Origin of the sequence: Shewanella saliphila (genome assembly GCF_014648295.1) — a bacterium.
GTDB lineage: Bacteria > Pseudomonadota > Gammaproteobacteria > Enterobacterales > Shewanellaceae > Shewanella > Shewanella saliphila.
Genome location: NZ_BMQV01000044.1, coordinates 26,639 through 38,750 on the forward strand (window position 1 = coordinate 26,639; position 12,112 = coordinate 38,750).

A 12,112-nucleotide genomic window follows, 5' to 3' on the forward strand; every position below is an offset into this window, starting at 1 on the left:
ATGATAAAAAACGGCGATAATGTGATTATCGCCGTTTTTGTTTTAGCGGTTAGCGCCGACTCATTTCATTATCGACGTCTTCATCGTCAATATCATCATCTTCAGAGTCATCTTCAGTAATATTGGCATAAGCTGCGTTGTAATCAGCTTGTCCTTCAACGCCCTCTGTATCGTCAGTTTCTTCTTCAATTTCATCATCGAGACGATCAAAGGCATCATCAGCTGGATAAATCATTTGCTCATTTACCATCTCAATATCGACACGAGGGTCAAGTGATGCGGCTAATGGTGAGCTGACTAAGTCACCACCCGCCATCACATAATCGCCAGTAGAGAATTGTTCTGCTTTTTGGCGTCGATTAACCCAGATGAGCCTAGCGAGTAACGTAAATGAGCAAATGGCCATAAAGCCGTAAAGCATTTGATCGCCCATTGCTTGCATTAAAGCCGAGGCAATAAGAGGACCAATACTCGCACCAACCCCAAAAGTCACTAGAATGGTTGCAGATAACCCAACACGCTCATGTTGTTCAACACGAGAGTTAGCCAGTGCAGTGGCCAGCGGATATAAGGTAAACGCTAAAATACCAAATAAGCTGGTGAGTATTAACGAATAAACAGAGTGAAAAGGGATGATGGTGATGAATAATACCAACACACCTAATAAAGCAGAGTTTATTCTGATCAGTACGCTGCGCGAAATAATGTCAGACAATTTACCCATTGGCCATTGCGCCAGTAATCCCGCACAAATGGTACAGGTCATGTATAACGCGACATGTTCAGGATCAATGCCTTTAGCGGTGGCATATGAAGGGGCTAAACCATAAAAACACCCGACGATCATACTGCCAAAAGCAATGGTTGACAGGGCCTGAGGTGCACGCTGCCAAAAGTGGCCCATTTTAAGTGGTGCTGGAGTCAGTGGTTCCGGGTGAATTCGGCGTGTGATGGCAATGGGCACGATACACAATGCAAAACAAATGGCGATTAACAGTAGCGGCTCAATACCCAGGTCAGGATATAAACTAATTGCTCCCTGACCCGCCATTAACCCAAGATAAGAGACAATCATATAACTGGCAAATACGGTGCCACGTTGATTGGTTTCTGCTTGCTCGTTTAGCCAGCTTTCGAGCACCATATATTGGCACATCATGCCCATACCAACAGCAAGTCGCAGTATTAACCAGACGGTTAAATTATCAATCAGTGCGTGGCCTAATGCCGAGGCGGTAACAATGCCCGCACAAGCAACAAAAGCACGAATGTGACCGACTTGTGCAATCAGTTTATGACCTACTTTAGAACCGCAAACCAGGCCAATATAGTAGGCCGACATCATGCCGCCGATCCATATTTGTGGCACGTCCATATTCGTTAGGCTTAAGCCTAGATAGGTCGTGAGAAGACCTGCGGCTAGCACCATCAAAAAGGTGGTGCCATATAAGGATGCAAAACTGCGTAGCGGGCTGTCCATAACTGAGCCTCTAAAAGTTCAGTAAAGCTTATTATTTATTGAAAGAATGACATGTTTCGCATCATTCTCGTTAAATTATTGAAAGGTATACAACAAGTTAAACGTAGTGACTGTGTCAGTTTTTTTACTGTCTTCTGGCACCACTTCGGTGTACTTGACGTTCATGCCTATTTTAAATGCCCAGTCTTGAATAAAGGTATTCTTATAGCTCATATCAAGGGTTAAAGTGTTATTTTCTAAGCCAGTCTCGGCGGTTACGTCAGCATTAAAGCTGGTGTATTCCTGCAATTTAACGCTGTATTTAGCCGCGGTACGCAGAATAACATCACGGTTATCGTCAGGATTAGGTTCGGTAGTACTTGCCTGAGGTTGGTCATAACGATAACCCGGGCCGGCTTCAAGGCTCAGCTTGGTGGTATAGTTTTTAATTAAGTCAAAACCATAACCGGTAGAGATGGTACTAATACGGGTGTATGAACCGTATTCGTCCCAAGTAAATTCGCCACGGCCAAATACATAACCACTGTCTAATTTATAGTTTGACTGTATATATAGCTCATATTTCTCTGAGGTTGACTCGCTGCCATCTGCCGCGTAATAGGCTTTTAAAGTGGCTTCTTGTTTTGTTTTTAATGAGTCATAGGTCAGGTAAGTACGGCCGTTAAAGTTTTTTGTTTCGTTATTACCGCTATTTAATTGCAGGCCAGCCTCGACTTCAGCATTAAAACTGGTTTCTGGTTCTTGGTACTCAGGCGGAACCAATGCCCATGCTGGAGTGGATAATAAGAAGAGGCAGCAGGTGAGAGCGGTTTTATTTATTGTCATCATTAAATGGCTTTATTCTGTGATGGCGTAAACGCAGGGTTTTTAACTGCCGACATCATACCTGCAATCAAGTTTGCTGAAAAGAGAGTTATTGCTTGAGTTTCGGTCTAGGTTTATGTATTATCGCGCGCTCAAATCAGTCACTTTAATTCGTTCCTTGCCTCCACATTGGTCTGACTGAGCCAGAAAAGAGGCTACTTAACCGTAAGGAGCAATAAATGCGTCATTACGAAATCGTATTTATGGTTCACCCAGATCAAAGTGAACAAGTCCCAGGTATGATTGAACGTTACACCGGTATTATTACCGCTGCTAACGGTACAGTACACCGTTTAGAAGATTGGGGCCGTCGTCAATTGGCTTACCCAATCCAAGACCTACATAAAGCTCACTATGTTCTTATGAACGTAGAAGGTTCTGCAGAGTCTATCGAAGAGTTAGAAACAGCTTTCCGTTTCAACGACGCTGTTCTGCGTAACATGGTAATGCGCACTAAAGTTGCCGTTACTGAAGCTTCACCTATGGCTAAAGCAAGAGACGAACGTGATTCACGTCGTACTTCTACTGATGACCGTAGCACTGAAGAAAGCGCTGAAGAAAACGCTGAATAATTTACTCTGTGAATAACCACTTAACTTTGTTTGGCACGGTCACCCGCACTAAACGATTAAATAGCCCTAGCGGGATAAACCATACGGTTATTACGGTAGAGCATAAATCACAGCGTTATGAAGCAGAGTTATTACGAAACGTATACTGCATTATTCAAGTGATATTAAGTGGGCCACGCTTTAATAGCGTTACAGATAAATTACAAGCAGGTGTGCAAGTTGAAGTAGAAGGGTTTCTTTCACTACAACAAGGACGAAATGGTCAAAACCGTTTAGTTTTGCATGCTGAAAATGTCGAATTGAAAACTTAGGAGACTGTCAAAATGGCACGTTATTTCCGTCGTCGCAAGTTCTGCCGTTTCACCGCTGAAGGTGTTGCAGAGATTGATTACAAAGATATCGTTACTTTAAAGAACTACATCACTGAAAGCGGCAAGATTGTTCCTAGCCGTATCACTGGTACTAGTGCTAAATACCAACGCCAACTAGCTCGCGCTATCAAGCGTGCTCGTTATCTTTCTCTACTGCCATATACTGATTTACATCAGTAATATTGCAGTATTAATTCCTAATCGAATAAAGAGGATTTGATAATGAACGTTATTCTGCTAGATAAAGTTGCAAACTTAGGTGGCTTAGGCGATCAAGTTTCTGTTAAAGCTGGTTATGCTCGTAACTTCCTTTTACCATACGGTAAAGCAGTTGTAGCAAACGCAGCAAACACTGAAGTATTTGAAGCTCGTCGTGCTGAATTAGAAGCTAAATTAGCTGCTGAATTAGCTACTGCGACAGCTCGTGCTGAAAAATTAGCTGCATTAGAATCAGTTGTTATTGCTTCTAAAGCAGGTGATGAAGGTAAATTATTCGGTTCAGTTGGCAACCGTGACATCGCTGATGCAGTTACTGCAGCAGGCGTTGAACTTGCTAAAGCTGAAGTACGTTTACCTTTAGGTGCTTTACGCACTACTGGTGACTTCGAAGTTGAAGTACAAGTACACACTGAAGTTAAAGCTGTAGTTAAAGTGTCTGTTGTTGCAGAAGCTTAATTACCTTTAGCGTCAAAAAAACACCGCCTCAGGGCGGTGTTTTTTTATGGGTGACTTTTACAGCGCCACTTTCCTGCTTGGTATTTAGAACAAGAGGTATAGTGGCAGGACGCCACTATACCTCTTAGCTTGTAGCTGATTATCCCGAGCTCAGGTTGATTAGTTAGTACTGACCTGCGACGCTTTTTGTTGCGAGGCTTGGTCTAATTTCAATTCTTTTATCAAATTGTCAGCGTGATCCACTTTGTCCATCATCCACAGTATGTAACGTATATCAACGTGGATAGCACGGGTAATGGTCGGATTAAAGAACCAGTCTTTAGTGATCGCTTCGTAAGTTGAGTCAAAGTTTAAGCCGACTAACTCGCCTTGACCATTAAATACTGGCGAGCCAGAGTTACCACCGGTAGTATCTGCGCTTGATAAAAAGTTCACTGGGACTGAGTTAAAGTTAGCAGGCTTATCTAAACAAGACATAAATTGACAGTTGCTTTGCTGCTGATAAACCGATGTGACACGGTGTTTTCCAAGATCGCCAGATTTAATCGCGGCCAATAATTTTGCCGGTACATTAAAAGGCTCTTTGCCTGTGTGTTTAGCCAACAGACCTTCTAGGCGAGTAAAAGGTTGTTTATACATGGCATCTTTAGATTTATATCCATCAACCATGCCGTAAGTGATACGCAATGTGCGATTGGCGTCTGGGTATACTGGCCAATTATTGGATTTGTAATAATCAATAATTGCCTTCATATACTCAGGGCGCACAGACGACAGTTTACCTTCGAGCAATTTCTCACTCTTTTCTAATGCCATATTAGTGTCATGGATAGCCACTGCTAAGCGAATAAATGGGTCTTCGCTGGTTTCAAACTCAACGGCTTCTTTGTCCATCCATGCGAGACGTTTTGTCTGGTCTGTTAGTTCTGTAAGAGCATATAAACCTTCAACTTTTGACTCTAACTCTTCAAAGTTTTCAGATATACTCAACGCGTTGTCAAACACTTCATTTCTAACGGGTTGTCTGACATATGCTTGAAGATCTTGCAGCCATAAAGTTTTGTCTACTGCAGGGGCAAAACGGCTATCAATGCGTTTTAAATCTGCTTTAAACAGTTTCATATCACGTTGTTGATATCCCGACTCACGTTCATCATTTGGCTTTTGTTTTTCTTTTGCTAATCGGTACAGCTTGCTTGCGGCGGTGAGCATTTCACTTGAGAGAGCATTTTTATACAAGTAGTGGGTTTGCATTTGCTGATGTTGTTCGGTGAGCAAAGCTTCAAGCTCGCTGATCAGCTTTTGATTAGCATTAGGGTCTTGCTTTAACCACGCTAAAAAGTCGTTTTCACGTTGTTGTTTAATGCCGACAATGTCAGTTGCATTAAAGCCATCTAGCAGACCATTAAGCTTTTTCATGCGGTTGGCCAATGAGGCCATAGTACCGGCATATTTTATGGCTATATCCTTATCGACATCGCCCATTAAGGTGATGGTGTCAATTTGTAACTGGTAGCGCTCGGCAAACGTGGGGTATAGCCAATCACTGGCAAATTGTAATTCGCTGGTTAAGTTATAGCGGCTTGTGGCGCCAGGGTAACCGGCAACAAAAATACCGTCACCCGCTTTGACGCCATTAGGGTTAATGGTTAAATAGCTTTTAGGTTGATATGGCACATTATCTTCGTTAAAGGTGGCAGGCTTACCATCCTTACCCACATAAGCCCGCAAAAAGGTAAAGTCACCTGAATGACGAGGATATTCATAATTATCGATGTCACCGCCAAATCCACCGACGGTTTCTGGTGGCGCGTAAACTAGACGTACGTCGCGGATAATTAATTGTTTAGTGAGGTAATATTCAAGGCCATGGTGAAAGCTGTCTACATGGCAGCGGTAGTTACTGTCGATTTCACACTCTTTAATTAGCGCTTTGCTATTAGCTTGAATTGCCTCAAAGCGTGCAAGAGGTTCGTCTGTTAGGTTTGTCAGTACCTTGTCGGTAACGTCAGTCACCTTTTCGGTAATGTATAAGCGTTCATTGGGGCCCGCTGAGGGCTCTTCAGCTTGAGTGTTTGCGAGGAAGCCATCGGCTAAATAATTGTGCTCTTTTTTGCTGTTATATTGGATACCACGGTAGGCACAATGATGGTTTGTGACAACTAAGCCTTGGGGCGATACAAAACTGGCGGTACAATAGCCCAGACTGACAACGGCATTCATTGGGTACTGACCTAAGTCGGCAAGTTGCGATGCGGGAATATCAATGCCGCGTTGTTGTAATTTGTCGGCAATAGATAGCATTTGGTATGGCTGCCATTGGCCTTCATCAGCATGGGCGAAATGAGATGTCAGCACTAATGCTGCAACAAGTGCAATACGCATGTATTTTCCTTAAAATTATTAATTTATAACCGTTGACTGAGGCGTCATTTTGATTCTAAATGACTGCGAATTATGCTTAGTCTCGGTGTTATACCATATTTTGTAAAGTCGTTGTAAATTGGGAGTGTTAATGTCACAACAAGGTGCTTTTAAAGCCAGAAATAGGCAAAAGGATGCAGAAGTTAATGCATTAAAATTGCCACCCCATTCTATTGAAGCTGAGCAATCCGTTTTGGGTGGCTTAATGCTCGATGCAGAAGCGTGGGACCGTGTTTCTGAAGCGGTTGTGCCAGAAGATTTTTATTCTCGTTCACATCGAATGATTTATGCTGCAATGCAAAAGTTGATGGAATCAGGCCAGCCGCTTGATTTAATTACCGTCTCTGAGCAACTTGAAATTGAAGATCAACTAGAAGATGCTGGCGGCTTTGCGTACCTAGGTGAAATAGCTAAAAACACACCCAGTGCCGGTAATATTTTATCTTATGCCGATATTGTGCGTGAGCGTGCTGTTGTACGTGACATGATTGGCGTTGCCCATGAAATCGCCGATGCAGGTTATAACCCTGAGGGTCGCGATTCGAGCGCCTTACTCGATTTAGCTGAAACCAAAGTATTTAAAATTGCCGAGATGCGTGCCAATGCCAATGAAGGCCCGGAAAACATCAAAAGCATTCTTGAAAAAACCGTCGATAAAATCGAGCAACTTTACAATAATCCCCACAATGGTGTGACGGGTGTATCAAGCGGATTTGGCGATCTTGATAAAATGACTGCCGGTTTTCAGTCGGGTGATTTAATTATTGTGGCAGCTCGTCCATCTATGGGTAAAACCACCTTTGCGATGAACTTGTGCGAACAAGCGGCGATGAATGAAGACAAGCCAGTGCTTATTTTCAGTCTCGAGATGCCGTCAGAACAAATTATGATGCGTATGTTGGCCTCGCTTGGCCGCGTCGATCAAACCAAAATCCGTACCGGTCAGCTAGATGATGAGGATTGGGCACGTGTTTCATCAACCATGGGTATTATGCTTGAGCAAGGCAAGATGTACATTGATGATGGTTCAGGCTTAACCCCAACCGAAGTGCGCAGCCGTGCCAGGCGTATTGCCCGTGAGCATGGGGGCTTGTCGATGATTATGATCGATTACTTGCAGTTAATGCAGGTACCCTCGTTAAAAGATAACCGTACCTTGGAGATTTCAGAGATCTCGCGCTCATTAAAAGCCTTAGCAAAAGAGCTCGAAATTCCGGTTATTGCGCTATCACAGCTTAACCGCTCGCTAGAGCAACGTGCTGATAAACGCCCAGTTAACTCAGACTTGCGTGAATCAGGTGCGATTGAGCAGGATGCTGATTTAATTATGTTTATTTATCGTGACGAAGTGTATAACGACAATTCTGAAGATAAAGGTACTGCTGAAATCATCATCGGTAAACAACGTAACGGCCCAATTGGTCGTGTGCGTTTGGTATTCCAGGGGCAATTTTCACGTTTCGATAACTATGCTGGGCCACAGTTTGAAGAAGATTAATCATTGATTACATAATATTTATTTATAATTTTAGGTTGTTTATGATCTTTAGCCGGTGAGAGATAAGTTAGTTTTTTACCGGCAAAATGCGTTATGTTTTTATTGTTTAATTAAGGCAGTCTATTGAAACCGTTTCCTCGCGCTGAAATCAGTCGTCATGCATTGCAAAGTAACTTAGCACAGCTGCGTCTTATTGCGCCTAATAGCAAAATTATGGCAGTAGTAAAAGCCAATGGTTATGGCCATGGCTTATTAAATGTCGCAGAAAGTGTCGGCATATTAAACTTTATTAAAAGCGAAGGTAAATACGACGGTGGTGCCGATGGTTTTGGTTTAGCCAGACTCGAAGAAGCATTGCAACTGCGCGCCGGTGGTGTTGAAGGAAAGCTGCTATTACTTGAAGGCTTTTTCCGTCAATCTGACTTACCTTTATTGGTTACTCATCATATCGATACTGTGGTTCATCATGAATCACAATTACAGATGCTAGAGACCATAAAGCTTGAAAAGCCCGTTACAGTATGGATAAAAATCGATACAGGTATGCACCGAATCGGCTTTAGCTTAGAGCAGTTTGAACAGGTTTATCAGCGCTTAATGCATTGCCCTCAAGTGGCTAAGCCCATCCATTTAATGACTCATTTTGCCTGTGCTGACGAACCTGACAACTCAATGACTCAAGCCCAAATCAATGCTTTTGAACAAGTCATTGATGGCTTAGGTGGCGATCGCACTCTGGCTAATTCAGCAGGTACCTTATTTTGGCCGACAAGCCAGGCTGATTGGATAAGACCAGGTATTGCGCTTTATGGTATTTCGCCAGTTGTCGGCGATAGAGGCGTGAATCACAGATTAATTCCGGCGATGGAGTTGGTGTCGAACCTCATTGCCGTGCGTGAGCATAAAGCCGGCGATAGCGTTGGTTACGGTGCATTTTGGACCGCCAAGCAAGATACCCGTTTAGGCGTGGTGGCCATTGGTTATGGAGACGGTTACCCGCGTAATGCACCAGAAGGCACGCCCGTTTGGATAAATGGTCGCCGCGTACCAATTGTTGGCCGAGTGTCGATGGACATGTTAACGGTCGATCTTGGTGCCAACGCACAAGATAAAGTGGGCGACAGTGTTCAGCTATGGGGTAAAGCATTAGCGGTTGAAGAGGTAGCTGAACATATTGGCACTATCGCGTATGAATTAGTGACTAAATTAACTCCTAGAGTGGTGGTTGAGTTACTCGACTAAATAGCAGGTAATAAATAAAAATGCCCAGGATGCTGTAGCGTCTTGGGCATTTTTGTTTAGCGCTGAAGATAACTTGATTAAGTTTACGATTAACACATCGGGTTATTGAGCATCTTCAAAACAGATTTCAATATAGGCATTTCCGTGTTCATGGGTAAAAGGCATCATAATTTTTTTACCTCGTGCTTTATGAGAAATCGTATGGTTTTTACCTGACACCACGGCTGGTGTTGCCATATCAAAATCATAGCCTTTATCGCTGAGTAAATTCTTGGCACCACCAGTCACCATATTGGTGATTTCACCTACTAAATCAGTCACTTCATCATTAATGGATTCATACTTTTCGCCAAGCATTTTATTCATAATTTCAAGAATTAAAGTTTGTTCAAAGGTTATCGAAAGCGAACCACGTGTTTTAGGCCCCACCATACCAATCAAGCCAGATACATCTCCTTTGGCAAGATCGTGGTTTTTTAATTGAGGTTTACCTGGCTTAAGATCCATTGTCGCCATCGTTGAGATTACATTGATTAAAGACACAAGAAATGGGTTGATGAATTCAACGTTCATAAGAAAAACGACCCTTCTACATTCAAATTGACGGAAGTACATTTACACGCACATAAACCGTTATTGTCGAAGTTTACTAATAAGAACGCACACTATATCAGCAAATTGCAATACAGTTTTAAGCTTAGAACACAAAAATGAAATTGAAAGTGATTTTGTTTGTAAAAAGGGCTTTCTATAGCGATATATTATTCGCTGTGAGTGGTGGTGTTGATCGTTGATTTTTCATATCAACCCTTGGATTGACAGTATCGTGCTGGATCCTTTGGTAAAGAATCGCTGTCATGTGTATAATTGTCACTTGGATAATTCATGGGATCCTATACTGGTTTCGTATAGCTAGAGTCCAATGTTTATGGTTCCTTAGTGTTCCCCGCGCAGTTCAATATGTGTAAAAATAATCCCCAGCTTATGAGTATAAATAATTCAGTGAATACAACGCCTAAGACAGACACTTCAATAGATACCCTTGATCGTACCTTTTCAATTGCGCCTATGCTTGATTGGACAGATCGTCATTATCGCTACTTTGCGCGTTTAATGTCGGCTAAGGCATTGCTGTACACTGAAATGGTGACAACAGGGGCAATATTGCACGGCAAGGGCGATTATTTAGCTTACAACACTGAAGAGCATCCATTAGCGTTGCAACTTGGTGGCTCTAATCCTGTTGATTTGGCAGCGTGTGCTAAGTTAGCCGCAGATCGTGGTTATGATGAGGTTAACCTCAATGTGGGTTGTCCGTCAGATCGGGTCCAAAATGGTCGTTTTGGCGCCTGTTTGATGGCTGAGCCTGAGCTTGTTGCCCAGTGTGTCGATGCGATGACGCAAGTCACTGATATTCCTATTACGGTTAAAACCCGCATTGGCATTGATGAGCAAGACAGTTATCAATTTTTAACCGACTTTATTGAGACCGTCAATGCAAAAGGCTGTACAGCATTTACTATCCATGCGCGCAAAGCCTGGTTGCAAGGGTTAAGCCCAAAAGAGAACCGCGAAATTCCGCCATTAGATTATGAGCGCGTATATCAATTAAAGCGTGATTACCCACAGCTGAATATCAGTATTAATGGCGGCATTAAAACCCTAGAAGAAGCCAAGTTACATTTAGCGCAGTTAGATGGCGTGATGGTAGGGCGTGAGGCGTATCAAAACCCTTATATTCTGGCGCAAGTCGATCAGCAATTGTGCGGTATTGATAGCCCTATCATTACTCGTGAGCAAGTGATTGAGCAAATGCTGCCTTATATCGAAGCGCATTTAGCTCAAGGCGGTCGTTTGAACCACATTACTCGTCATATTATTGGTTTGTTCCAAGGCTTACCGGGGTCACGCGGCTGGCGTCGCCATTTAAGTGAAAATGCCCACAAGCCCAATGCCGATATTAATGTGGTACTAAAAGCGGCAGAGTTTGTGGATGCTCAAGCACTTGCTGAGTCCCAGGCTTAATACCCTTAATATTTATTGTCAGTTAGCCTTTCAAAGCGCCTTTATCTGGGCGCTTTTTGATTTCCCACTCGATAAACTTTGCTTTTGCTCTCCTGTTGTATAAACGTACTAGTCATTTTAACCAATCTGATGGTTATTTTTACTACCTGTTGGTTTTTTGTACGTAGAGAATACTTGTTCATAACGGTGCGAATATTTATTAAATCCTTACTAATCAATATCTTTTATTGTTATTTAAAAGTTGGCACGCAGCTTGTAATACCCATAGTGTAATCAACTAGACGGGTGTTTAGTTGCCATTAACCAACACAAGAAAGGATGCCACCATGTTTACATTAACTTCAAATATCGTTCGTCGTACTGTTCAATTATCTGTTGCTGCTGCGGTACTGATTACTGCGAGTGTTTCAGCACAAGCTGATGAGATTTCGTTAAGCAACACGCTAAGTTCAATTGAGCAAAATATGACTCAAGCGAGCCAAGAAATGATTTCAACAGCTAAGCAAGAGTTTATGTTGTCGTTACAGACTCAAATTGCTGAGCAGGTTTATGAGGTCAATTCAAGTTTAGCGCAAGTGGTGTTAACTGAACCAGAAGCGCCAAAAACAGCGATTGCAGCCCAAGCTACTGAGAACAAGTAATGGATTGGGCGTTGAATATAGGCTTGGTGTTGCCGTTAATGTCGTTGTTGTTATTGCCAGTGATTAGCTTTGCACTGTGTGCAGCGTTAGCGAGTTGGCTGTTATGGCCCAGCATTAATGACCAAGCTTAATAGATTAGCTAACGCCGGTGAGATATCACTTATTTAGTGTCAGCCAATGATGAATTATTTAGACAGGGTGAGATCGTGAACGTTTTTTGAGCTGATGATATTGACACACAATCTGTTTGACGCCTTGGCTTAGCTGTGATCTTATACTCTCTTTTAGGAGAGTAAAATATGTACCTTGAAGCCTTCACA

General features: G+C 42.7%; 13 protein-coding genes. 9 read left to right on the top strand and 4 right to left on the bottom strand.

The features are described 5' to 3' along the window. Positions 1-49: 49 nt before the first annotated feature. Together IEY48_RS16830 and IEY48_RS16835 are read right to left on the bottom strand one after the other, a co-directional pair. The gene (locus tag IEY48_RS16830; RefSeq protein ID WP_188922421.1) at positions 50-1,480 is read right to left on the bottom strand and encodes an MFS transporter; all 1,431 of its coding nucleotides are present in this window, start codon (positions 1,478-1,480) and stop codon (positions 50-52) included. Between the two features lie 75 nt (positions 1,481-1,555). Next, positions 1,556-2,308: a DUF481 domain-containing protein gene (locus tag IEY48_RS16835; RefSeq protein WP_229786541.1), complete on the bottom strand. Its 753-nt coding sequence runs from the start codon at positions 2,306-2,308 to the stop codon at positions 1,556-1,558. 215 nt (positions 2,309-2,523) lie between these two features. On the opposite strand from IEY48_RS16835, the gene rpsF reads away from it, so the two are divergent. Genes rpsF through rplI form a run of 4 tightly spaced genes read left to right on the top strand, consistent with a single transcriptional unit; the run spans position 2,524 to position 3,962 of the window. Then, on the top strand, positions 2,524-2,916 hold the full coding sequence (gene rpsF, locus IEY48_RS16840; RefSeq protein ID WP_188922423.1) for a 30S ribosomal protein S6: 393 nt from the start codon (positions 2,524-2,526) through the stop codon (positions 2,914-2,916). 8 nt (positions 2,917-2,924) lie between these two features. Further along, positions 2,925-3,227, top strand: a complete 303-nt coding sequence (gene priB / locus IEY48_RS16845; RefSeq protein WP_160052670.1) for a primosomal replication protein N — start codon at positions 2,925-2,927, stop codon at positions 3,225-3,227. A 12-nt stretch (positions 3,228-3,239) separates the two neighbouring features. Continuing rightward, positions 3,240-3,467, top strand: a complete 228-nt coding sequence (rpsR, locus tag IEY48_RS16850; protein WP_006083042.1) for a 30S ribosomal protein S18 — start codon at positions 3,240-3,242, stop codon at positions 3,465-3,467. 42 nt (positions 3,468-3,509) lie between these two features. Then, positions 3,510-3,962 (top strand): 50S ribosomal protein L9, encoded by a 453-nt coding sequence (rplI, locus tag IEY48_RS16855; RefSeq protein WP_188922425.1) that lies wholly within the window; start codon positions 3,510-3,512, stop codon positions 3,960-3,962. 159 nt (positions 3,963-4,121) lie between these two features. Here the strand turns inward: rplI and IEY48_RS16860 are convergent, their stop codons facing one another. Continuing rightward, a complete protein-coding gene (locus IEY48_RS16860; protein ID WP_188922427.1) occupies positions 4,122-6,347 on the bottom strand; it encodes a S46 family peptidase in 2,226 nt (741 codons plus the stop codon). Positions 6,348-6,477: 130 nt separating this feature from the next. Here IEY48_RS16860 and dnaB point away from each other — a divergent pair, with 130 nt between their 5' ends. Continuing rightward, on the top strand, positions 6,478-7,884 hold the full coding sequence (gene dnaB / locus IEY48_RS16865) for a replicative DNA helicase (protein WP_188922428.1): 1,407 nt from the start codon (positions 6,478-6,480) through the stop codon (positions 7,882-7,884). A 123-nt stretch (positions 7,885-8,007) separates the two neighbouring features. After that, the gene (gene alr / locus IEY48_RS16870; protein WP_188922430.1) at positions 8,008-9,126 is read left to right on the top strand and encodes an alanine racemase; all 1,119 of its coding nucleotides are present in this window, start codon (positions 8,008-8,010) and stop codon (positions 9,124-9,126) included. 102 nt (positions 9,127-9,228) lie between these two features. On the opposite strand, the gene IEY48_RS16875 is transcribed toward alr, so the two are convergent. After that, a complete protein-coding gene (locus tag IEY48_RS16875; protein ID WP_188922432.1) occupies positions 9,229-9,699 on the bottom strand; it encodes a chemotaxis protein CheX in 471 nt (156 codons plus the stop codon). 411 nt (positions 9,700-10,110) lie between these two features. On the opposite strand from IEY48_RS16875, the gene dusA reads away from it, so the two are divergent. The 3 genes from dusA to IEY48_RS20565 all read left to right on the top strand — a co-directional run bounded on the left by dusA (position 10,111) and on the right by IEY48_RS20565 (position 11,923). Next, positions 10,111-11,151 carry a tRNA dihydrouridine(20/20a) synthase DusA gene (gene dusA / locus IEY48_RS16880; RefSeq protein WP_188922434.1) on the top strand — a complete coding sequence of 347 codons (1,041 nt, stop codon included), beginning with the start codon at positions 10,111-10,113 and terminating at the stop codon, positions 11,149-11,151. A gap of 326 nt (positions 11,152-11,477) precedes the next feature. Continuing rightward, positions 11,478-11,792: a hypothetical protein gene (locus IEY48_RS16885; protein WP_188922436.1), complete on the top strand. Its 315-nt coding sequence runs from the start codon at positions 11,478-11,480 to the stop codon at positions 11,790-11,792. After that, the gene (locus IEY48_RS20565; protein ID WP_268244258.1) at positions 11,792-11,923 is read left to right on the top strand and encodes a hypothetical protein; all 132 of its coding nucleotides are present in this window, start codon (positions 11,792-11,794) and stop codon (positions 11,921-11,923) included. Before IEY48_RS16885 ends, IEY48_RS20565 begins: the two co-directional genes overlap by 1 nt. Positions 11,924-12,112: the final 189 nt, after the last annotated feature.